General features: G+C 66.6%; 18 protein-coding genes and 1 pseudogene. 9 read left to right on the plus strand and 10 right to left on the minus strand.

Going from position 1 to position 21,698, the window contains the following annotated elements:
- Nucleotides 1–1,172, minus strand: a pseudogene (locus tag DBR22_RS13860) (hypothetical protein); the annotation flags it as partial.
- Nucleotides 1,173–1,201: 29 nt separating this feature from the next.
- Nucleotides 1,202–2,590, minus strand: coding sequence for a sigma 54-interacting transcriptional regulator (locus DBR22_RS13865; protein WP_108599493.1), 1,389 nt, complete (start codon nt 2,588–2,590; stop codon nt 1,202–1,204).
- 69 nt (nt 2,591–2,659) lie between these two features.
- Here DBR22_RS13865 and DBR22_RS13870 point away from each other — a divergent pair, with 69 nt between their 5' ends.
- Both DBR22_RS13870 and DBR22_RS13875 read left to right on the plus strand, forming a co-directional pair.
- Nucleotides 2,660–3,310, plus strand: coding sequence for an MSMEG_4193 family putative phosphomutase (locus DBR22_RS13870; protein ID WP_108599494.1), 651 nt, complete (start codon nt 2,660–2,662; stop codon nt 3,308–3,310).
- Nucleotide 3,311: 1 nt separating this feature from the next.
- Nucleotides 3,312–4,025, plus strand: coding sequence for an SCO1664 family protein (locus DBR22_RS13875; RefSeq protein WP_258229202.1), 714 nt, complete (start codon nt 3,312–3,314; stop codon nt 4,023–4,025).
- 98 nt (nt 4,026–4,123) lie between these two features.
- Here DBR22_RS13875 and DBR22_RS13880 read toward each other — a convergent pair whose 3' ends face one another.
- From DBR22_RS13880 to DBR22_RS13890, 3 genes are all read right to left on the minus strand, one after another.
- Complete coding sequence (locus DBR22_RS13880; protein ID WP_108599495.1) at nt 4,124–4,879, minus strand: SDR family NAD(P)-dependent oxidoreductase; 756 nt, start codon at nt 4,877–4,879, stop codon at nt 4,124–4,126.
- A gap of 83 nt (nt 4,880–4,962) precedes the next feature.
- Entirely contained in the window at nt 4,963–6,885 is a 1,923-nt protein-coding gene (locus DBR22_RS13885) for a hypothetical protein (protein WP_108599496.1), read from the minus strand.
- A gap of 169 nt (nt 6,886–7,054) precedes the next feature.
- Nucleotides 7,055–7,798 carry a FadR/GntR family transcriptional regulator gene (locus DBR22_RS13890; protein WP_108599497.1) on the minus strand — a complete coding sequence of 248 codons (744 nt, stop codon included), beginning with the start codon at nt 7,796–7,798 and terminating at the stop codon, nt 7,055–7,057.
- A 211-nt stretch (nt 7,799–8,009) separates the two neighbouring features.
- On the opposite strand from DBR22_RS13890, the gene DBR22_RS13895 reads away from it, so the two are divergent.
- The 7 genes from DBR22_RS13895 (at nt 8,010) to DBR22_RS13925 (ending at nt 15,467) form a co-directional block, all read left to right on the plus strand.
- The gene (locus DBR22_RS13895; RefSeq protein WP_108599498.1) at nt 8,010–9,374 is read left to right on the plus strand and encodes an MFS transporter; all 1,365 of its coding nucleotides are present in this window, start codon (nt 8,010–8,012) and stop codon (nt 9,372–9,374) included.
- 90 nt (nt 9,375–9,464) lie between these two features.
- The gene (locus DBR22_RS13900; protein WP_108599499.1) at nt 9,465–11,207 is read left to right on the plus strand and encodes a dihydroxyacetone kinase family protein; all 1,743 of its coding nucleotides are present in this window, start codon (nt 9,465–9,467) and stop codon (nt 11,205–11,207) included.
- Nucleotides 11,204–11,674: a ribose-5-phosphate isomerase gene (locus DBR22_RS13905; protein ID WP_108599500.1), complete on the plus strand. Its 471-nt coding sequence runs from the start codon at nt 11,204–11,206 to the stop codon at nt 11,672–11,674. Before DBR22_RS13900 ends, DBR22_RS13905 begins: the two co-directional genes overlap by 4 nt.
- The gene (locus DBR22_RS13910; RefSeq protein ID WP_258229203.1) at nt 11,658–12,497 is read left to right on the plus strand and encodes a triose-phosphate isomerase family protein; all 840 of its coding nucleotides are present in this window, start codon (nt 11,658–11,660) and stop codon (nt 12,495–12,497) included. Before DBR22_RS13905 ends, DBR22_RS13910 begins: the two co-directional genes overlap by 17 nt.
- Nucleotides 12,494–13,324, plus strand: coding sequence for a sugar phosphate isomerase/epimerase family protein (locus DBR22_RS13915; protein ID WP_108599501.1), 831 nt, complete (start codon nt 12,494–12,496; stop codon nt 13,322–13,324). Before DBR22_RS13910 ends, DBR22_RS13915 begins: the two co-directional genes overlap by 4 nt.
- A 1-nt stretch (nt 13,325) precedes the next feature.
- Nucleotides 13,326–14,186: a phosphogluconate dehydrogenase C-terminal domain-containing protein gene (locus DBR22_RS13920; RefSeq protein ID WP_108599502.1), complete on the plus strand. Its 861-nt coding sequence runs from the start codon at nt 13,326–13,328 to the stop codon at nt 14,184–14,186.
- A 210-nt stretch (nt 14,187–14,396) separates the two neighbouring features.
- Nucleotides 14,397–15,467, plus strand: coding sequence for a quercetin 2,3-dioxygenase (locus DBR22_RS13925; RefSeq protein WP_108599503.1), 1,071 nt, complete (start codon nt 14,397–14,399; stop codon nt 15,465–15,467).
- Between the two features lie 226 nt (nt 15,468–15,693).
- Here the strand turns inward: DBR22_RS13925 and DBR22_RS13930 are convergent, their stop codons facing one another.
- From DBR22_RS13930 to DBR22_RS13950, 5 genes are all read right to left on the minus strand, one after another.
- A complete protein-coding gene (locus DBR22_RS13930; protein ID WP_108599504.1) occupies nt 15,694–16,932 on the minus strand; it encodes a DUF3500 domain-containing protein in 1,239 nt (412 codons plus the stop codon).
- Nucleotides 16,910–18,640: an FAD-dependent monooxygenase gene (locus DBR22_RS13935; RefSeq protein WP_108599505.1), complete on the minus strand. Its 1,731-nt coding sequence runs from the start codon at nt 18,638–18,640 to the stop codon at nt 16,910–16,912. Before DBR22_RS13935 ends, DBR22_RS13930 begins: the two co-directional genes overlap by 23 nt.
- Entirely contained in the window at nt 18,640–19,497 is an 858-nt protein-coding gene (locus DBR22_RS13940; RefSeq protein ID WP_108599506.1) for a fumarylacetoacetate hydrolase family protein, read from the minus strand. Before DBR22_RS13940 ends, DBR22_RS13935 begins: the two co-directional genes overlap by 1 nt.
- A gap of 99 nt (nt 19,498–19,596) precedes the next feature.
- The gene (locus DBR22_RS13945) at nt 19,597–20,436 is read right to left on the minus strand and encodes an alpha/beta hydrolase (protein ID WP_108599507.1); all 840 of its coding nucleotides are present in this window, start codon (nt 20,434–20,436) and stop codon (nt 19,597–19,599) included.
- 111 nt (nt 20,437–20,547) lie between these two features.
- Nucleotides 20,548–21,525, minus strand: a complete 978-nt coding sequence (locus DBR22_RS13950; RefSeq protein WP_108599508.1) for an alpha/beta hydrolase — start codon at nt 21,523–21,525, stop codon at nt 20,548–20,550.
- Between the last annotated feature and the right edge of the window lie 173 nt (nt 21,526–21,698).

Raw genomic sequence — 21,698 nt, forward strand, 5'->3', positions numbered from 1 at the left:
GTATCACGTAACAGGGACTTCCCGATCCGCCGCATGGCCTGCGGGGACAACCGCAGATCGCCGTCGGCCCCCCGGCGGAGGTAGCCGCCGTCCTGCATTGCCCGCTCGATGTCCGCGAGGGTCCGTGCCGTCACGGCGGCATTCTGCCCGAGCTGGCGGGCCAGGGCGTCCAGGTCGAGATCGTCCAGGCGTGAGCCGTTGTAGGACTGGGACAGCTGTTCGGAGAGCTCATCGAGTTCGGCGACGTCCTGAAGCACGCCCGTCCCGTCGCCAAGCCCGAGTCCTTCCTGGCCTTCGAAGCGTTCGGAGCCGGTCCAGTCCTCGCCAGGACGGAGGGCCCGCAGGCTGTCGTCCAGTTGGTCCAGCTGGGCCATGAGTTCCGGAGAGCCGAATGCCTGGGCGGACAGCTGCATCAGTTCCCCGCGCTGTTCGGGCGACATCGATTGGAGGAGCCGCTGGGCCGCCGCGGCGCGCTGGGCGAGGGCATCGATCAGTTCCTCCACGGATTGGGGATTCTCCGGGAAGAACTGGCCGTGCCGGGCCATGAACTCCCCGAAATCCGCCTCGGTGTCTTCGCCGCGCCGGTGCTTCCCGAGCAACCCGTTGAGGTCCCGCAGCATCTCGCTGACGGCGGCACGATCCTCCTCCGTGGCGTTCTCCAGTGCCTGCTTCATGCCGGCGAAGCGCTGGTCGAGTACCTCACGGCCCAGCAGGTCCTTGATGCGCTCATAGGCTTCCCGGGCCGTCGTGGACTGCCAGTCGTAGGAGGCGAGTTCGTTCACAGCGGCCGCCGTGGACTGCGGCAGGTTCTGCAGCTGCATCTCCCGGAAGGCACGGTCCGTGTTGTCCATCATCGCGTCGCGGGCCAGCTGTTTGCGCTCCTCCAGGACGGCCGTGTCCAACAGCTTTTTCACTTCGTTGAGGGTGCCGTCCAGGTTGTGGCGGCCCAGCAGGTCCTTCCGGCGTTGCTGGACGCGCCGGGCGAGATCATCCAGGCCCTCCCGGTTTCGGCTGCCGCGGCGCAAGAACTCCTGCAGGGCGTGCCGGGGAGAATAGCCGGCCATCACGTCCTCGGCGATGGCGTCCAGTGCTTCGGCGAGGTCAACGGGCGGGGCAAGCGGGTCCGGCCCACCCGCGTACCGGCCGTACCTGGCCCGGTTGTGAACGCTCATCAGCGCTTACCCCTGTCCTCGTCCGGCTGCTAGCCGTAGATGGTTTCCTCGTCGTCGGACTCCTTGGAGATCCGCCGGGCGAGGTAGAGCCCTTCCAGGGCAAGTTCGATCGCCGCGGCACGGTGGCCGTCGTTCTTAGCGCCCAGACGCCCGCTGATTTCGTCGTAGAGACCCGATCCGTTGAGCGACGGGAGGCCTTCAAGGAATTCGCGCGCGGTGACGTGTTCCCCGGTGGTCACTGTCCGGTGTCCGTCGAGGGCAGCCACGAGGGGACCCAGGTCCAGGCCCTGGTAGTGCGCCCGTACTGCCTCGGCCGTGGCGGTGCGCAGGAGGTGGTCAAGGACGGCCTGCTCACGCCCCTCCTCCCCTGATTCGAATTCGATCTTTCCGCTCAGGACATCCACCGCGGTCTCCAGGTCGATGATCCGCGCCACAGCCTCTTCCTCCCCACGGACGCTGGCCCGGCGCAGCGCTGCAGCGGCCACCGTCTCGGCGCCCGCAATCGCGAACCGCGCCGAAACGCCGGAAGTCTGGTTGATGGCCGGGGACTCCCGCAGCGCACGCGTGTAGCGGGCCAGGATCTCCAGGATGACCGGCGGGACGTCAGCCACCAGCCGCCCCTCCTGCTGGATGACAGATACCTCGTCGTCAAGTTCCATCGGGTAATGGGTGCGGATCTCCGCACCGAAGCGGTCCTTCAGGGGCGTGATGATCCGGCCGCGGTTGGTGTAGTCCTCAGGATTGGCGGACGCAACAACAAGCACGTCCAACGGAAGCCGCAGCACATAGCCGCGGATCTGGATATCGCGTTCCTCCATCACGTTGAGCATCGAGACCTGGATCCGTTCGGCGAGGTCCGGAAGTTCGTTGATGGCGATGATGCCCCGGTTCGAGCGCGGGACCAGGCCGTAGTGGATGGTTTCCGGGTCACCGAGACGGCGGCCCTCCGCCACGCGCATGGGGTCGACGTCGCCGATCAGGTCAGCCACTGACGTGTCCGGGGTGGCGAGCTTCTCGACGTACCGTTCGGAGCGGTGCCGCCACGCCACCCGCAGCCGGTCGCCGTCGGTGAGGGCACGTGCACGGGAGTGCTCGGTGATGGGTTCGTAGGGGTGTTCGTTCAGCTCGGAGTCCTCGATGACCGGGGACCATTCGTCGAGCAGTCCCACCATGGTGCGCAGGAGCCTCGTCTTGCCCTGCCCCCGCTCACCGAGCAGGACGACGTCGTGGCCGGCGATCAGGGCGCGCTCAAGCTGGGGAAGGACTGTCCTGCTGAAACCGAAGATCCCCGGCCACGGATCGCGGCCGGCTGACAGCGCGGCGAGCAGGTTGTCACGGATTTCGTGGCGCAGGTCTTTGTGGACGTGGCCGGAGGCACGCAGTTCACCAACAGTGAAGATTTCGGGGCGATCTGTCACCCCTCTAAGGTAGCCCGATGTGCCGGCGGATCGAGCAGATTTCCGAAATTCCCTTACGCTGGATTTCTGATGACTGCTGCAACGCCGACGCAACCGCAGGGCACCCTCCTTCTTCTGGTGCGGCATGGGGAAACGCCCACCACGGGCATGGTGCTGCCCGGTAGGGCACCGGGACTGCACCTCTCGGACCGGGGACGGGACCAGGCCGAACGGGTAGCGGAACGGCTCTCAGGCCTTGCGGTCAGTGCCATGTACTCCTCGCCACTGGAACGGACACGCGAGACGGCGGAGCCTGCTGCAACCCGCACGGGACTGGAGGTCTTCGTAGAGGCGGGCTTGATCGAGTGCGACTTCGGCGACTGGACCGGCGCCCGGCTGGCGGACCTGTCGGGGTTGCCGGAGTGGCGTACAGTCCAGCAGAACCCGTCCGCCTTCCGCTTTCCGAACGGCGAGGGTTTCACGCAGATGCAGGAACGGATCGTCGGAGCGCTCGAGGGGGTGCGGGCAGCCCACACCGGGGGCGTCGTCGTCTGCTTTTCCCATGCCGATCCGATCAAGGCTGCCGTCGCCCATGCTTTGGGGACGCCTCTGGACCTCTTCCAGCGGATCTTCATCAGCCCGGGCTCGGTATCGGCCATCTCGTATGTCGACGGCCAGGCGCCGGCGGTGCTCATGGTGAATTCGACCTCGGAGCCCTTGAGCGGGCTGAGGAGGACGTGACATGGGCGAGACGGTGCCGGAACGGGAACTGACGCTGCTCGCAGATGGCCGGGTGGAGCTGCTCGGCCGCATTCCGCGCAGCAGCAACGAGACCTACCTCGTTGAGGTGACTGCCGCCGTCGGGAAGGCCCTTGCGGTCTACAAACCGGAGGCCGGGGAACGGCCCCTGTCCGATTTCGAACCCGGACTGTTCCGGCGCGAACGCGCTGCCTACCTGCTGAGCGAGCACCTGCGGTGGGGCCTCGTGCCGCCCACGGTGATCCGCGAAGACGCCCCGTTGGGGATCGGTTCCCTTCAGTGGTTCGTTGAATGTGACTTCAGCGAGCACTACTTCACCCTGTATGAAGATGCGCCCGAGACCCACGACGCCCTGGCGCAGATCGCCCTGTTCGATTTCGTCGCGAACAATACCGACCGCAAGAGCGGGCACGTGCTGCGCGGCCATGACGGACAGATCTGGGGCATCGACCACGGGCTGTGTTTCGCTGCGCCCTTCAAACTGCGGACGGTGATCTGGGACTTCGCGGGCGAACCCATCCCCGCCGCCCTGCTCGGGGACATCGCTCCCCTGACGGCTGCCGTTCCGGCCGGGGTGGCAGAGCTGCTGGATGACGCGGAAGTGGCGGCCATCAAACGCCGGGTGCAGCGGGTGCTCCACGACGGCGTGCTGCCGGTGGACCACACGGGCCAGAGGTACCCGTGGCCGCTGGTCTGAGCACATCTCAGGCCAACGCGGAGTCACTTCCGGCCCAATAATCCAAGGTTATTGGGCGGAAAGTGACCCCGCGTTGCTGTTCCCAGCAGCGCTCCTCCTTACAGCGCCGTCAGGCCGCCGTCCACCGTGAAGATGCCGCCCGTGGCGTACGAAGAGTCGTCGCTGGCGAGGAACACCATGATTCCCTCCACATCGGCGGCCGCCCCGGGTCGCCCCAGCATGGTGGAATTCACCAGGCCGGCGCGGCTGACCGGATCGTCGGCGATGGCCTGGACCAGCGGGGTTTCGGTATAGCCGGGAACGACAATGTTGACGCGGATTCCCGCGTGCGCGTAGTCGGCGGCGACCACCCGGGCCAACCCGTGGACCCCGGCTTTGGAGCTGGTGTAGGCGGTGAACGTCTGGCCGCAGGCCACCACGGCCGTGGGGCTTCCGGTGCAGATGATGGAGCCGCCGGCGCCTTCCAAAGCCCGTACGGCGTGCTTAAGGGTGAGGAAGGCGCCGCGCTGGTTGATGCTGACGGTCTTCTCCCACACGGCCAGGTCCAGGTCTCCCACCTTCGCGTCCTGCCCGAACAGCTGCACCCCGGCGTTCGCCACCACCACATCGAGCTTCCCCTCATCAGCAACGACGGCGTAGGCTGCGGCGACGCTCTCCTCGTCCGAGATGTCCATGCGCACGGCACGGGCCCGGTCCTCGCCGGATGCGGCGGCTGCCTTCTCTGCCGCTTCCGCGTTGATGTCGGCGAAGTAGACCGTTGCTCCTTCGGCGACGAACCGCTGGGCAACGGCGAGGCCGATCCCCGAACCGGCTCCCGTGACCAGGGCAGTTTTTCCTTCAAGACGCAGACCCATGGGGTCTCCTTTCACTAACATGGCGCGCCGCCGTGGGAAACGGCAGCAAAGACTATATGGGGCAGGTCAGCGGGATGGGCGGATCAGCTCGTTGCCGGAAAACGTACGACGCCGGCGGACCAGGGTCCGAGGGTCAGCTTCCCGCCTGCGGGGCCGGCGGCGTCGTTGGTGCCGTCGGTGGCGGCGAAGCCAACCTCGGATCCCGCATCCCGCCCAAATGCCGTGAATTCAAAGCCTGCGGCGCTGATTCCGGCAGGCAGGTGAACATCCACGTCGACGGGAGCCCCGGCGAGGTTCGCCGCGAAGACCATCAGGCCCGCCGCTGACTGCACGGGGTAAAGGGTTACCGGGGAATTCCTTCCTGACGGGGCAGCCTCCACGTCAACTGACAGGACTTCACTGCCCTGGACCGCGGCGAGCTCTTTGAGGAGTTCACCGGCAGGATTGAGCCTGCCGCCGCTGTCGGAGATACCCCGTGGGCCGGACGCCTCGAAGTAGGTCACAGAGTCCACTCCGTCGACGGTCAGCGCGCTGACGCTCGCCAGCAGCCACGCTGCGGTGAACGGCAGTGCCTGGAGTTCGTCCGCCTCCGGCTCCGCCGCTTCACCCGAGGTTGCGACGGCGTTGAAACGCGGCAGCAGTGTCACCGGTCCCACGTGGACCGGGCGGCCACCGCCCAGCCGCAAGGCATTCTCGGCAACGACGCGTTGCATTGCCACATTGTCGATGACGTGGGCCGATTCAGTGCTGTGCATCTGCGGCGTGATGCTGAACGTGAGGGCATCGGAGTCCGACGGCGTGCGGCTGCTGCCGCGGTTCAGTTCCGTGAAGTGGGACCGGACACCGGCAAGGAAGCTGCCACGGAACCCCGCGGCGTGCGCTGTCGCCTTGACCTCCTGCCAGGTCTCCGGTTCGGTGAACTGGCTGCCGGAGTCGAATACCGCCAGCCGCTTGGCCCCGGGCAGGAACGCAGATAGGTCGGCGACGGCGCCAACCGGGTCCGGGGTGGTTGCACGGATGTCCAGGCCCGCGCCATGTGCCGCGGCCGCGGCCGCGGCCGCCTGGAGCAGGGCGGGCCAATTGGACCGGGCGGCCTCGCCCGGAAGTTCGTCCAGCTCCACCATCAGGGAGTCCAGCCCGGTGATTTCAGGAAGCACCCCGGGTTGTAGCCCTGCCCCGACCGCAAGCGCCGGGACATGTCCCGTGGCATTCCCGAGAAGGGCGCGGACCGGTTTCGTAGTTCCGGACCCGGCAAGGCCAAGGCCTGCAGCAGCTTCCACTGCCTCCTCCGGTTCCAGCGTGGCAGCCTCAAGGAAGACGGACTGCCGGACGGTGTCCCCCGCTGCCACCTCCACCGGAAACGGCCGATCCAATGGCGTGCTGTAGGTCTTGAACGATGCATCGGTCCAGTTCCGCTGGTCTTCGGTTTCAAAGACGTCGCCGGTGAATTCCAGACGGAAGGCCGTCCCGGCATCGGCCCATTCCAAGGCTGCGACGTCCATGAACGGCTGGTGCGGGCTGATCCCGCGGGGGAACTGCGATGCTGTGATGCTGCCGTCGGAGTGCTCCACGGTGACGTCCCGCCCGGCGTCGGCGGGCGGATGCAGCACCACCAGGCCAATCCGGTTACTGCGGAACGCGTTCCCCGCGGTGCCTTCGAAGGCAACGTCAACCGTTCCAGGCGTAAAGCGGGCGCTCAGGTGACCGCCGTACTCCACGCCGTAGCCGGCATACGTGACCGTCCACTGCACGTGAAGTCCGTCCACACCCTGGGTGACCTCCACGTTGGACACGGAGGGCCGCGGGGTCCTCCAGTCCTGGTCCCGGACCACGGCCTTCACCGCACGCAGTACCGGCCGTCCCGCATAGCAAAGGTGGGCCAGTTCGTCGCCGACAAGCTGTGCAGTCCAGGGTCCCGCAGACAGTTGCTGGACGGGAGGCGCGAGCCGGGCCTGAATGATTGCGGATGGTCCCGGCTGCTCGCCGGTCAAGGGCTGGAAAGACACTGGACTGCTCTCTGCCTTGCCCGGGGCTGCTGTGGCCCGGGTGCCCGGCGTGGCTGGTGGATACTGGTGAGGCCTGTGACCCAGGCCATCTTCTCGATTATTGAATCACGCATCCATCAAGTCAACCGGTTGACCAATACTTGGACGCAGGGGCTGACAGGCCGGGACGCTATTGCGAAGCGTCGAAGCCGGCCAGCAGCCGCCGGGAGGCGGTCCGCATATGTGAGCTCATGGTCTTGGCGACCGCATCGGCGTCCCGCGCCTCGAGGGCGGCAAAAATTTCCCGGTGTTCCCTGAGGGCGGATGCGGCATGCCCTTCGTCGGTGAGGGCGCGGTCCACCCAGATCCGCAACAGTGACCGGATGCTCTGCAGCAGTTCCTGCAGCACCTGGTTCCCTGAGCTTTGGGCAATTTCACGGTGGAAGAGAGCATCCGCCTCCACAAAGGCAGTCAGGTCATCGAGGGTCGCGGCCATGGTTGCAAGATTGCCCCGCATCCGCTCGAGCGCCTCGTCGGTGATCCGGTCGGCAGCGAGCTGTGCCGCCTGCACCTCCAGGCCGCTGCGGAGTTCAACAAGCTCCCGGGTGCGCGGCGCGCCCAACATCATCCCCCAGCTAAGAGTGCGTGGAAGAAGTTCCGAAATGCCGTCGCGAAGGTACGTTCCGGATCCGGGGCGGACAATCACGATGCCCAGGATCTCCAGTGCGGCCAGCGCCTCACGCACCGCGGACCTGCCCACGCCCAGGGACGCAGCAAGCTGGCGCTCCGCCGGCAGCCTGGTTCCGACGGCGATGTCCCCGCTGGTGAAATAGGCCAGAAGTCGCTCTGCAACCTCCGACACGACCGATCCCTGGCCCACGGATCCGAGGGCCGCACTGATCTTGGCCGTCGACGCGGCGGAGTTTGTTGACACAGCCCAAGCGTAGCAACCGGCCACAGGCGCACCTGCCATTTCAGAAGCCCGAATATTTCACACGTCAACCGGTTGACCAATTTGAAATTGGCTCGTATGGTGGAACTCACATGGTTTAGCCGCCGGTTGGTCCACGGACCCCATTCCGGCACAGTGACAGACCCCCAGCTCCAGTGACGGACGCGGGGAAGATCAATATCTAGGAGTCAACGTGGACACCACACAATCGGTGGTCGAAAAATCAGCAATCAGGAAAGTGGCGATCCGGCTGGTGCCCTTCGTCGCCCTGATGTTCTTCATCAACTATCTGGACCGCACGGCGATCTCCTTCGCCGGCCCCAACGGCATGAACGCGGACCTTGCCCTGTCCGCCGCCCAGTTCGGCTTCGCCTCGGGCGTCTTCTTCATCGGCTACATCCTGCTTGAAGTCCCCAGCAACCTGGCCCTGCACAAGTTCGGCGCCCGCCGCTGGCTGGCCCGCATCATGGTCAGCTGGGGCATCGTCTCCCTGCTGTTCACCTGGGTGGGCAACGTGGAGCAGCTGTACATCCTCCGCTTCATCCTGGGCGTGGCCGAAGCCGGCTTCTTCCCCGGCGCCATCCTCTTCCTGAGCCTCTGGGTCCCCTCCCGGCACCGCAGCAAGATCCTCGCACTTTTCTACCTGGCCCAGCCGCTGACTACCGTGATCGGTGCACCGCTGGCCGGCCTCCTTATCCAGCAGGACGGGCTCTTCGGCCTCGAAGGCTGGCGTGTGATGTTCTTCGGCGTCGCTATCCCCGCCATCATTGTCGGCATCATCGCCTGGTTCTACCTGGCTGACTCCCCCGCCAAGGCCAAGTGGCTGACGCAGGAAGAGAAGACTTGGCTGACCGGCGCCCTGGAGAAGGAAAAGAAGGAAACCGCCGCCAGCAACAAGCACGTCAGCGTCCGCACTGTCTTCGGAAACGGCCGCGTCTGGATGCTTTCCGCGATCTACTTCGGCTTCATCTACGGTCTGTACGCACTCGGCTTCTTCCTCCCCACCATCATCGCGGGCTTCGAGGGCATCTACGGCACCAAGTTCGATGTCTTCCAGAAGGGCCTGATCACGGCCATCCCGTACCTGCCGGCCGCCTTCGCCCTGTACTTCTGGTCCAAGGACGCCACCAAGCGCGGCGTCAAGACCTGGCACATCGCTTTGCCCGCCCTCATCGGCGGCCTGAGCATCCCGCTGGCACTGTTCGCCGGCTCCCCGGCGGCCACCATCGCCGTTATCACCATCACCGCCATGTCGATCTTCGCGGCCCTGCCCAACTTCTGGACGGTCCCCACACAGTTCCTGACCGGTGCGGCGGCGGCCGCCGGCATCGCCCTGATCAACACCATCGGCAACCTGGCCGGCTTCAGCGCCGGCTACGTCACCGGCTGGCTGAAGGACCTCACCGGCGGCTACGCCGTTCCGATGTTCGTCGTCGGCGGCTTTATGCTCATGTCCGCCATCCTCATGGTCATCCTGAGCCGCGCCGGAAAAGTCAGCGACGGCATCCCGGCCGAAGCGCTGGATCCGGCTGGCGCCGGACACCACTCCGAGCCGTAACCAGACCCGGAGGCGTCCCCCTCACCCGGGGGCGCCTCCGCCCCACCTCCCCATCACGACCTCCCTTTAGTAAGGCCCAGGAGCTTTCCCATGACCCGCCTGTTCAACGAACCCGCAGCCTTCGCTGACGAGATGATCGAAGGTTTTGCCGCCTCCCATGGACGCTGGGTCAAGCGCGTCTCCGGCGGCGTGGTCCGCAACACCAAAAGCACACCGGACACGGTGGCTTTGGTTATCGGCGGCGGCTCCGGCCACTACCCGGCGTTCGCGGGTCTGGTGGGTCAGGGCCTGGCCCACGGCGCCGCGATGGGCAACCTGTTCGCATCGCCGTCGGCCCAGCAGATCTATAACGTGGCCAAGGCAGCGGAGCACGGCGGCGGCGTGCTGCTGGGCTACGGCAACTACGCCGGCGACGTCCTGCACTTCACCCAGGCCCAGGACCGCCTCCGCAAGGAAGGCATCGACTGCCGCAGCATCGCTGTCACCGACGACGTCTCCTCCGCCCCGCTCGCCGAGCGGGCCAAGCGCCGCGGCATCGCCGGGGACCTGACCGTTTTCAAGGTCGCTGCTGCCGCCGCGGAAGCGGGCTACTCCCTGGACGCCACGGTGGAAATCGCCGACCGCGCCAACGACCGCACCCGCTCCTTCGGCGTCGCGTTCAGCGGCTGCACGCTGCCGGGCGCTGATCACCCGCTGTTCTCCGTCCCTGAAGGCCGGATGGCCGTGGGCATGGGCATCCACGGCGAACCCGGGATCGACGAGACAGATATCCCGACGGCGGATGAGCTCGCCGAGCTGCTGGTCGCCAAACTCCTCACCGAAGTACCCGAAGGCCTCGAGGCCAGCGGCGCCCGCGTGGTCCCGATCCTCAACGGCCTGGGCAGCGTCAAGTACGAAGAGCTCTTTGTGGTCTACCGCCGCGTCGCGCAACTCCTGGCCGAAGCCGGGATCGACGCGGTGGACCCGCAGGTGGGAGAACTCGTGACCAGCTTTGACATGGCCGGCACCTCGCTCACCCTTTTCTGGCTCGACGAGGAACTCGAAACCCTGTGGAATGCCCCGGCCGACGCGCCGGCCTTCCGCCGCGGTGCCGTCACGGCCGAAGCCCTCGAAGCAGGTGTTGCCGACCTGGCCGAGGCCGAAGTTTCCATCCCGGAGGCAACAGCTGAGTCCCGCGCCGGCGCCACCCGCGTCCTCGCAGCTCTCGGAGCGGCGAAAGACGTGGTGGACGCCAACGCCGACGAATTGGGCCGTATCGATGCGATCGCCGGTGACGGTGACCACGGCATCGGCATGGAACGCGGTGTCCTGGCCGCCGTGGATGCCGCAACGGACGCCGTCGACCGCGGTGCCGGAGCGGCCACCACCCTGTACTTCGCCGCGGACGCGTGGGCCGACAAGGCCGGCGGCACCTCCGGTGCCCTGTGGGGCATGGCACTGCGGGCCATCGGTGACGCCGTTGGTGACAGCAAGGCGCCCGACGCCGGTGCTGTCGCCGCCGGTGTGGCCGGCGCAGCGTCGGCGATCATGGACTTCGGGAAGGCCAAACCCGGTGACAAGACCCTGGTGGACGTGCTGGTCCCGTTCCGCGATGCCCTGGCAGCCGGCGTCGAGGCAGGCAAACCGCTCACCGAGGCATGGGGCGCCGCCGCCCTCACCGCTGAACAGGCCGCCGAGAACACCGCCCAGCTGATGCCACTCATGGGCCGTGCCCGCGTGCACGCCGAGAAAAGCCTCGGCACCCCGGACGCCGGGGCGGTATCCATGGCACTGATCATCCGGGCCATCCACAACACGCTCACCGAGCGGACAACCATCAAGGAGAAAGCATGAGCGCCAAACTGCGCCTGATCGTCGGTTGCGACGACGCCGGATTCGACTACAAGGAAGCCCTGAAGGCAGACCTGGAAGCCTCCGACCTGGTCGAATCCGTGACCGACGTGGGAGTGGACGCCACCAGCCACACCCCCTATCCCTCCATCGCCATCGCCGCCGCTGAACTGATCGCCGCCGGAAAAGCCGACCGCGCCCTGCTGGTCTGCGGCACCGGCCTGGGGGTGGCCATCGCCGCGAACAAGGTCCCCGGCATCCGGGCCGTTACCGCGCACGACAGCTACTCCGTGGAACGCTCCATCCTGTCCAACAACGTCCAGGTCCTGACCTTCGGCCAGCGCGTCGTCGGCCTCGAACTGGCCCGCCGCCTCGCCAAGGAATGGCTCACCTACACCTTTGACGAAAGCTCAGCCTCGGCAGAGAAGGTCACCCTGATTAAGGACTACGAGGGTGTCACTTCCTGCTAAGAACCCGGTCTCCAACACTGGAGCCACTGCCCCGAAGGCGATCATCGGTGTCAGCCTGAAGATGTACTTCGGCTACCAGCGTTCGGTGGATTACTGCCGCGACGTCGCCACCATCGCGCTTGCACACCCGGCGGTCCAGAGCGGGGACATCGAACTGTTCGTCCTGCCCACCCTTCCCGTGCTTCCCGAAGCCGCCCGGATCCTGGGTGCCGCGGGAGCCGCAACCGGCGCCCAGGACATCTTCTGGGAAGACGAAGGCGCGTTCACCGGTGAGGTGGGCGGCAGGACCGTGGCCGAACTTGGCGGGCGGTACGTCGAGGTAGGCCATGCCGAACGCCGGCGGATCTTCGGCGAGGATGACACGATCATCGGGCTGAAAACCGCCGCGGCCTACCGCAACGGCCTCACCCCGGTCCTCTGCGTCGGAGAGCTGCAGCAAGGATCAGTCGAGGAAGCCATCGCCCGGTGCACGGCAGAGATCGATGCCGCACTGAACCGGGCGCAGTCCCTGGCACCGGCGGGCCGGACCATCGTGGCGTATGAACCGCAGTGGGCCATCGGCGCGCCGGAACCGGCTACCCCGGAATACATCAGTGCCGTCATCACCGGACTGGACGCGCACCTGCGCGCCCTGCCCGGCCAGGCGGACAGCCGCGTGATCTATGGCGGCAGTGCCGGACCCGGCCTGATCACCACACTGGACTCCGCCGTCGCCGGCCTGTTCCTGGGCCGTTTCGCGCACGATCCCAAGGCACTGAAGACCATCCTGGACGAGGCCGCTGCGCGGCTCGGCCTGCTGACCGGAACGGCGGCGGGAGCATGAGCGCCACCACCGGCCCAAGGAATGGACGGGGCTCACGGATCGGTTTGAGCAGCTACGCCTTTTTCTGGCAGCTCTCGGACAGGGTCTCCGAGCCCCTCAGCATCCACGGCGCGCTGGAGCGGACCGCGGCGCTGGGCGTGGACCTTTTCCAGATCTGCGACTACGCCCCGCTCGAAGCCATGACGGACACCGAACTCGAGGCAGTCAAGGCCACCGCGGACCGGCTGGGCATCTCCCTGGAGCTCGGCACCAAGGGCATCCGCCCCGAGCACCTCAGGAAATTCCTGCACATCGCCGGGATCCTGGGCTCGCCCCTGCTGCGGACCATGTTCAACGTTCCGGGCCACACCCCGGCGGCGGAGGAAGCCGTGGCGATCTTCAAGGAAGTCCTGCCGGAGTTCGAGGCAGCCGGGGTGAAGATCGCGGTGGAAACCTATGAGCAGGTGCCCACCTCGAGGATCCTGGACGTGATCCGCGGAGTGGACAGCCCGCACCTCGGCATCTGCAGCGACCCTGCCAACACCGTCGCGGCGCTGGAGATGCCCCGCGAGGTGATTGACGCCGTCGCGCCTTACGTCCTGAACATGCACGTCAAGGACTTTGCCTTCAGCCGCAAGGACGGGTGGGTCGGATTCACGTATTCCGGCGCGCCGCTTGGCGAAGGCCTGCTCGACTACGACTACATGGTCAGCAGATTCCAGCCCCACCAAAGAAACATCAACCAGATCGTCGAACACTGGCTGCCGTGGCAGGACTCCGAGGCGGAGACCATCCGCCTCGAAAACCAGTGGACCCAACAAAGCATCGAATTCCTAAGGAGCAAGTGAAATGTCAGCAGAAAATTTGACCGTCGCCGTTATCGGAGCCGGTGGCAAAATGGGAATGCGCGTTTCCCGCAACCTGCAGAAGAGCGCCCACACCGTTTTCTACAGCGAGAACTCCCCCGCCGGCCAGGAGCGCATCCAGGCGGAGGGACGCCAGATCACGTCCACTGAGGACGCCGTCAAGGGCGCCGACGTGGTTATCCTCGCCGTCCCGGATACCGTTCTGGGCGTTGTCTCCGAAGGCGTTGTTCCCCAGATGAAGGCCGGAGCGATCCTGCTCACCCTGGACCCCGCTGCCGCCTACGCCGGGCTGCTGGCAAAGCGCGACGACGTCGTCCAGGCAGTTGCCCACCCGTGCCACCCGTCCGTGTTCCTGGAGCGCACCACCAAGGAAGAATGGGCCGACACCTTCGGCGGCGAAGGCGCCCCGCAGAACGTGGTTGCCGCGATCGACGACGACGCCCCGGAAGAGGCCAAAGCAGCCGCCGAGGCCACCATCCGCATCATCTACGCGCCCGTCATCGATGTCCACTGGGTCACGGTCAAGCAGCTGGCCATCCTCGAACCCACCCTCGTGGAAACCGTTGCCTGCATGATCGGCACGCTGCTCAACGAGGCACTGCACGAGACCGTCCACACCGCAGGCGTCCCGGAGGAGGCGGCCAAGGCCATGCTGTTCGGCCACGTCCAGATCGCCCTCACCAACGCCCTGCGCGGCTCCAACCCGTTCTCCGAGGCGTGCGAGATCGCCATCCAGTACGGCAAGGACACCATCATCAAGGACGACTGGAAGAAGATCTTCGACGACTCCGAGCTGGACAGCGTCATCGCCAAGATGCTCAAGCTCGACGCCGTCAAGCGCTGAATCCCTGGGGATAGCCCGGTGCGCGGCGTGGGCCGCGCACCGGGCTATCCGTGCTTTGAGACAGCTTCCTTCGAATCACGGGCAGTGGCCTGCACAAGCAAATGGCTCAAGGCTTTCAACCAATGAAATTCCGGCTCACCATCCGCTGGAGGATCAGCCATGCTGGTTCGCAGGACCCGATCCGGGCGAAGCACAGGAAAGAAGGAACCGATGTCCCTCAGCGTTGAGGAAATGAACCAGCAACTCCCCGTGGCCAACGCCCTGCCGGGCGAGGCCGTCCCCTACTACATGGCTTCCGGGGAAGGCGCCCGCTACGAGGTCAACGGCCAACTGGTGACCGTGATCGCCCGGGCAGCCGATACCGGCGGGATCTTCAGTGCGGCCTACATTTCCGGCGGCATGGGGGCAGAATCTCCTTTCGTCACCCACAGGATCGAGCACAAGACCCTTTACGTCTTCGATGGCATCCTCCACGTCTGGCTGCCCGGCGAAAGCCGCATTCTTACCCCCGGCGATTCGGTGGTCATCCCGCCGGGAACGCCCCACGCCTACCGGATGGCCAGCCACTACACACGCTTCCTGAACTGGATGACACCCGGTGGAGCGGAGGCCTACTACGAACGCGTGGGCACCCCCATCGACTCCCACGTTCCGCCCGTCCGGGCCGGCCACCAGGCCAGCCTCCGGGAGCAGGCCGAAGTCGGTGCCGAGTTCGGCATCACGTTCCCTGACGTGGAGCGCGTGACGCCTACTCTGCAGCAGAACGCCGGACTGCCCGCGGTGCAGAGTCCGTACTTCCTCAGCGCCGGTGAAGGCGAACGCCTGGCCAGCTACCAGACCATTTTCACCTACCTCTCCCGGCCGGCGAACACAGGGTCGAACTACTTTGCCGTTCACACCAAAGGCGCCAAGTCCCCGTACATCCCGCTGCACTTCCACTCCGAGCACACGGAGAACTTCCTCTGCACCGAGGGCCGGATGTGGCTGTACGCCAACGGCCGCGAGATGCTGCTGACCAAGGGTGACTTTGTCCATGCCCCGGCCGGCACCATCCACTCGTTCGCGCTGGACTCGCACAACACCCAGATGGTGGGCTTCCTGACGCCGTCGGTCTTCAACGGGTTCTTCGAGTACTTCAACAAGCCCACCGAGGACTACATGTACACCGAAGGCGGCACGCCGTACATGGACATGGAAGGCTTCGGCCGGGCCCAGGCGGAGATGGACCTCACTGTGGTGGGACCCCCGCCGCAGCGGCGCACCGCCCTCGAAATCTCCTAGCGCTGCCGGGGTCACCAAAAGGCCCGCCAGAACAGAATGGCCCGGACTTCCGAAAGGAAATCCGGGCCATTCTTCGTTCCTAAGCCCAACGCGGGGTGGTCCCTACCCCAACACGGGGTGTCCCTAACCCAACCAAAGCAACGCGGGGTCACTCCCGGCCCGATAAAGTCGATTTATTGGGCGTGGAGTGACCCCGCGTTGCTCTGCTGGGATTGAGCGCGTTGGTTTAAGGGGACTGAAACTGGTTGACCAGGGCGCGGCCGTAGTCGTTGCCGTTGGGGGTCCGGACCACGGTGTGCATGTGGAACGGGGCCGGGGTGTCGTTATCGAGGAAGACGCCGGTGTGGTGGTCGAGTTCCAGGATGACCACGGGGCTCTGGATGCGGAAGTAGAAAGGATCCTCACCCTGCCAGCCACCGATCCACGAGAACCAGGTTTCGGCGTAGTGCTCCTGGATTTCACGGCGGCGGGCGGCGCGGGGCCCGGCCGGCAGGTAGGCGATGGAGTCGTCCACCACCTTGTCCAGGAACGCCAGCGCTTCAGCAGGCATCGAACTGACAGGGATGCCTTCGTAGGGAATGACGCGGTTGTCCTGGAAGCAGCCGGCGAGGTGCCGTTCGTCCCCCGGGTGCATCCGTCCCTCAGGCATGGCCGGGTCCTGCATGTGCTCGAACACCACAGCGTCCCGGCGCAAAGAGTCCGGCAGCGCCGCCATCAGCCCACGCGCCCACTGGATGCGTTCCTTGAACACCTTCACACCTTGGTGGGGCCCGGCGTCGATGATGTCCGGCTCGGCGCCCAGGAACGCCGGCGTGACCACCAATTGGGTGCCGGCCACGAGGCAGTTGAGGGCAAGGTGGTGGCCGAACAATTGCCAGCCCCACGGTTCCGTCTCGGAGGGGACGCCATAGAGGGCAAAGTTGTAGCTGTCCTCGTTCATCAGCAACGGCAGGTCCACCAGGTCGCCAAGGAAGCCGTTGATCCGCATCAGGTTCCGGGCCAGCGCGTAGCCCTCCGGACTCAGGCTCGCTTCCACGACGGCCAGTGCGGCGTCGCGGAGAGCGGGATCCAGTTCGTCCAGCCGCAGTCCGGTATCGTGCTGCATGAATTCGGGGTTGGCCCAGCTCTGCCACTCGGGCGCACCGACCGCGTAGCTCAGGCGACTGACCTGTTCCAGTGAGGCGAGGGCGAGCAGCTTTTCGGCCGCGGCGACCATGTCCGACGTCGGCGCCTCCTCTCCGGGGCGGGCCCCGGTGAGCGGGAACAGGCCTTCGCGGACGACGCCGTCGCTGGTCACCCCGGTGAAGGGCTGGGGGTAGAGCTTCGTCCAGCCCTCGATCATCGGTCCTGCGAACGGATCGTCCTTGGCCGCCTCCGCGTAGGTCCTGGCGTCCAGACCGCGAATGGCCGCTACGCGGGGGTGGTCCGGCTGAAAAAGGAAATCACGAAACGACGGCGCTGACATGGCTGCTCTCCTGTTTCTTCAAGGTTTCCCTGCGGGACCATCCCGCGGCGATGGGCAGGGCCTGGGCTGCTGCGTCGGCGGCACTCCCCCGCCACGCCACGTGCTGGTCCGGGCGGACCAGGACAGCCTCGGCGGCCCACAGGTCAGCCATCGGTACTCCATTCCCGTCCGGTGCCACAGCGGCGACTGTCAGCGGAATCCGCTGCCCGGCTGCGGCAGCCACGACGGAGCCGTAACGGTCTTCGACGGCGGCACCTGCCAGGGCGCCGGCGTCCACCAGCAGCGTGAAGCCGTCCCCCAAGAGGTCGTAGACCGACGTCGGGCCGTCCAGCCACGCGTGCGGCAGCAGTGCCCCCGGACTGGCAGAGGGGATGTAGCGGATGGGATCTTCGGCGGGAACGGGCGAACCGTCCGGTACTACTGCCGGGGACGCCGCGTAGTTGTAGCCAAGGACCAGCCCGAGGGAATCGAACTCGCTCCGTTTCACCGCAAGTGCCTCGTGGGCGCGTTCGCGGGCGGCAACTCCGTCCGCACCTTCCAGCTCGAGGGCCGGATCCGCGAAGTGATAGGCCAGCGCCTTGCCGTTGGTGGCGGCGTCGTCGATGGTGCGCTCGGCCACCGGGCGCCGTTCCAGCTCGTAGCTGTCCAGCAGGTCCGGGCCGGCCCACCCCTCAAGGGCTGCGGCGATTTTCCAGGCGAGGTTGGCGGCGTCGCCGATGCAGGTGTTGAAGCCGTGGCCACCCCAGGGCGGATTCTGGTGGGCGGCGTCGCCCACCAGGAAGACGCCGTCGTGCCCGTAGGAGGGGGCGAGGAGCATGCGTGCAGTCCAGGGGTCGGTGGCGATGACGTCAACCTCGACGTCGGCCCCCACCAGAGTGCGGATGAGAGATATCGGATCGAGGTCCGGCGAGCCGCCGTCCTGAGCATCGACGCCCTGGATGATGGCCCACCATGTCTGGTCCAGGTCCATCCGGCCCACCATGCCCGCCGTACCGGGACCGAGGACCCAGTACTGGACAGCGGGGTCCAGGCTGATGGTGTCGGCGAGATCGCGGGACCGGAAGAGGATGCTGATGTTGGACAGCGCCGCGGAGCCGCCTTCAAGCCGCAGCCCCAGGCCCCGGCGGACGGTGGAGGAAATGCCGTCAGCCCCTACCAGGAACGTGCAGTGTATGGTGCGGCGGGCACCCGCGGCATCGGCCACGGTCACCTGATGGCCGGCGCCAGGAGCGGCAGCCACATAGTCTTCAACGCGCAGACCGGTCAGCAGTGTGGCATACGCAGAAGCCGCCACTGCGTCGCGAAGCACGGTCTCCAGGACAGGCTGCGGTACCTGCTGCCCGCATTCCGGCTGGGGTTCATACCGGCCGGTTTCGAGCTGGAAGGCGTTTTCGAAGCGGCGGACTTCGTGGCCGGTCAAAGACGTGCAGAAGATGATGTCCTGCGCGAACCCCACCGGAAGCGGAGCCGCCTCGCGCAGCGCCGTTGCCAGGCCGAGGCGCCGCAGGTGGGTCATGGTGCGCGCGTTGGTGGTCTTGGCACGCGGCCGCTCCGGGTCGATGGACGTGCGGGGCTCGATGACGATGCTGCGGATCCCGCGGTGGGCGAGATCCAGGGCCAGGAACAGTCCGCTGGGGCCGCCGCCGGAGATGAGGACCGGGATCTCCGCCGGCAGGTTCGTCAGGCCGGCTTCATTGACGGCAGCCATCAGGCCCTCGCCCGGAGTGAGGGTTCACCGATGGGGGTCACCAGGGTGCCAAGACGCTCAACTTCTACCTCGACTGTGTCCCCTTCCTGCAAGAGCCACTGCGGAGTCCGTGCGTAACCGACACCTTCGGGGGTTCCGGTAGCGATCACGTCACCGGGGTGGAGCGTGAAGGTTTCGCTGATCAGGGAAATGATGGCCGGCACGGAGAAGATCATGTCCCGGGTGTTGCCGTTCTGGACCTCGGCGCCGTTGACGCGGGTCCGCACCTGGAGGCCCTCACGGAGATCGCCCACCTCGTCGCGGCTGACCAGCGGACCCAGCGGGCCGCTGAAGTCGCCGTTCTTGCCCAGCGTCCACTGCGACGTCAGCTTCTGGGCGCGCCGCGCCGTCAGGTCGTTAAAGGTTGAGTAGCCGAAGACGGCGTCGGCGGCGGCGGCCTCGTCTGCCGACTCAACGCGCTCGCCGATGTAGGCGGCAACCTCGCCTTCCCAGTCCAGGCCGGCTTCCCCGCGCGGTACGGGCACTGGGACCTGGCCCACGGACAGCGAGGCCGTCCAACGGCCAAACAGGGTGGGATAGGGCGGAAGGTCCTGGTCCTTGTAGCTGCCTTCCGCTGCGTGCGCCTTGTAGTTAAGCCCCACGCAGATCACACGGGCAGAAGCCGGCACCAGCGGTACTTCGGTGACCTCTGCCTTGTCCCGGCCTGCAGCAGCGTCGGCGACGATGGCCACAGCCTTGTCCTGCCAGCCGGCCGCGTCGGCCCAGAAATCCGTGACCGATGCCAGCGGGAAGACCCGGGTGCCGTTCAGGGCTGCGACCCAGGTGTCGCCGTCGTGGTTAATGCCTATGTACTGCATGGAGGGCCTTTCAGGTTCGCCCGGGGGCGGTTATCGGTAGGAGGGCACGGCAATGAGACCCATGGCGGGCTGTGCCGAAGCGGAGTGAAGCAGAAAAATCTAGGGGAGGCCGGATTGGTGCTGGAAGAACGACACGGTGGCAGCCAGCGCCTTTTCGGCGGCGGCTGAGCTTCCATCGGGGAGGGACCACATATGGTCGGCGCCTTCGATGAGGAGGAGTTCGACGTCGGCCCCTGAGTCCCTCAGCTGGGCTGCCAGGGATTCGGATTGGGCTGCCGGAACGAAGCGGTCTGCCGTGCCGTGCACCAGGAGGAAGGGCGGGGCGCCTCCGCCAACGTAGGTGATGGGGCTTGCAGCGGCGGCTTTGTCCGGGTTGCCGGCCAGTGGCGCACCGATCAGCAGCTCTTCACGGGAGCCGGGATCGCTGGACCGTGAGACGGCGTTGGGCAGCGCCTGCTCCGCCATGGAATTCAGGTCAGTGGGCGGGTACCAGGCGGCGACTGCGGCCACGCTGCTGCGGTGTTCACCGGTGAGGCCCACCAGGCTTGCCAGGTGTCCGCCGGCAGAGTCACCCCACGCGTAGATCTTCGCGGGATCAACACCGTACTCGGCAGCATGGCTCCGCAACCATTCCACCGCCGCCTGCGCATCGTCCAGCTGGGCCGGGAAATGTGCTTCGGAACTCAGGCGGTAGTCAGCGGAGGCAACCACAAAGCCGGCCTCCGTCAGGACCTCGAACGGGGTCAGGCCGAAGCCATCACACACAGGCCCCAACGAGGACCGCTCCCCCATCCGCCAGCCGCCGCCATGGAAATGCACGACGGCGGGACGCAGGGTCTCCTGCGCGGCCGGGAGGTAGAGGTCCAGCAGGAGCGGGCGGGAGCCGTGGTTGCCGGCACGGGCGAACTCCACGCCCCTTAACACGCGACCTTCCGTCATCGTTGACTCCCTTTGTGTCTTCTGCCCGTTTCTGCGTCCGGATCCTCGATGTCCCGGCCTGTTACTCCAAGACTGTCGGATCCGCGGCCGGACCTGAACAGCCTATTCCAATCATTGAAATGGCTTCGCCGTCGCCAGTTCCGTGGACAGGAAGGACAAACCCCGCTGGACCACGCCCATAGCCGCTGAATGGTTGAGATAGCCATGGGTGGCACCGCTCTCCAACCGGTATTCCACGGGAATGCCGGCATGGCGAAGGCTGTCCGCGTAAAGCTCCGCGGAGGGGCGCAGATCGTCGTACTCCGACGCCAGGATGGCAGCGGGCGGCAGCCCGGACGGATCCGCGTTTCCGGGCACGGCGTAGGAGGAGGCCATGGCCACCGGACCACCAATGTAGTTCTCCAGCATGGCGCTGCAGTCGTCAGCAGAGAAACGCAGGATCCGGGGAAGACCGGACAGAACGCCGGAAGGGTCGTCCGCGGGAGGCAGCGCCGCGTGCAGGAGCGGATAGGCCAGGAGTATCTTCGCCGGCAGCGGTTTCCCGACGTCGTTCAGGTACATCACGGCCCCCACCGCCAGGTTTGCCCCCGCGCTGGCACCGCCGATGCACAGCTTCGCCGGAAGCACCCCGAAATCCGGTGCGCGCTCTGCCGCCCAGAGCCAGGCGGCGAGGACATCCTCGTGCGGCACAGGGAAATGCACTCCGGCCCGCGCCAGCCGGTAATCCACGGAAAACACGACGCCGCCGGTCCGCGCCACCAGTTCACGCGCCAACTGGTCGGCCTCGCGCATGTCCAGATCGCCGCCGGCAAAGCCGCCGCCGTGCAGCCACACCAGGCCGGGGACGCCGCCGTCGGTCCCGCCCGGCTGCAACGGACTCCCGGAGCCGTACACCCGGACGGGCACGAGTCCGTTGGGGCCCGGTGCACTGACCGTGAGGACGGGGACATGGGGCTGCGAATACGGCAACCCGCCGCCGCTGAAAGCCTCCAGCCGGTCGGTGCCGGACGGATCAGCGAGCAGCTCGGCAAACGATGCCGCCTCTGCCACGTGCTCCATCAGGACGGCCAGCTCCGGATCCAGACTCATGGCTGAAGGACCGGCTCGGGCTCACCGCGGACGGCACCTGCCGGGCCCTCAGCACCGGCAGCGCCGCCGCCCTCGGCCGGCCGGAAGTCACAAACGAAGGAATGCGCGCCGGACCCCACCTCCACAGCATCGGAACCGTCCGGCAGGTGAATAGTGGCGGTGCAGCCTGCCGG

Origin of the sequence: Arthrobacter sp. HMWF013 (assembly GCF_003061105.1) — a bacterium.
GTDB lineage: Bacteria > Actinomycetota > Actinomycetes > Actinomycetales > Micrococcaceae > Arthrobacter.

Excerpts from the sequence above, each read along its gene's own strand:
- DBR22_RS13880 (WP_108599495.1), bottom strand. The coding sequence starts at position 4,879 with ATGGGTCTGCGTCTTGAAGGAAAAACTGCCCTGGTCACGGGAGCCGGT.
- DBR22_RS13875 (WP_258229202.1), top strand. The coding sequence starts at position 3,312 with ATGGGCGAGACGGTGCCGGAACGGGAACTGACGCTGCTCGCAGATGGC.
- DBR22_RS13950 (WP_108599508.1), bottom strand. The coding sequence starts at position 21,525 with ATGAGTCTGGATCCGGAGCTGGCCGTCCTGATGGAGCACGTGGCAGAG.
- DBR22_RS13940 (WP_108599506.1), bottom strand. The coding sequence starts at position 19,497 with ATGCAGTACATAGGCATTAACCACGACGGCGACACCTGGGTCGCAGCC.
- DBR22_RS13930 (WP_108599504.1), bottom strand. The coding sequence starts at position 16,932 with ATGTCAGCGCCGTCGTTTCGTGATTTCCTTTTTCAGCCGGACCACCCC.
- DBR22_RS13925 (WP_108599503.1), top strand. The coding sequence starts at position 14,397 with ATGTCCCTCAGCGTTGAGGAAATGAACCAGCAACTCCCCGTGGCCAAC.
- DBR22_RS13870 (WP_108599494.1), top strand. The coding sequence starts at position 2,660 with ATGACTGCTGCAACGCCGACGCAACCGCAGGGCACCCTCCTTCTTCTG.
- DBR22_RS13915 (WP_108599501.1), top strand. The coding sequence starts at position 12,494 with ATGAGCGCCACCACCGGCCCAAGGAATGGACGGGGCTCACGGATCGGT.
- DBR22_RS13945 (WP_108599507.1), bottom strand. The coding sequence starts at position 20,436 with ATGACGGAAGGTCGCGTGTTAAGGGGCGTGGAGTTCGCCCGTGCCGGC.
- DBR22_RS13905 (WP_108599500.1), top strand. The coding sequence starts at position 11,204 with ATGAGCGCCAAACTGCGCCTGATCGTCGGTTGCGACGACGCCGGATTC.
- DBR22_RS13900 (WP_108599499.1), top strand. The coding sequence starts at position 9,465 with ATGACCCGCCTGTTCAACGAACCCGCAGCCTTCGCTGACGAGATGATC.
- DBR22_RS13920 (WP_108599502.1), top strand. The coding sequence starts at position 13,326 with ATGTCAGCAGAAAATTTGACCGTCGCCGTTATCGGAGCCGGTGGCAAA.
- DBR22_RS13935 (WP_108599505.1), bottom strand. The coding sequence starts at position 18,640 with ATGGCTGCCGTCAATGAAGCCGGCCTGACGAACCTGCCGGCGGAGATC.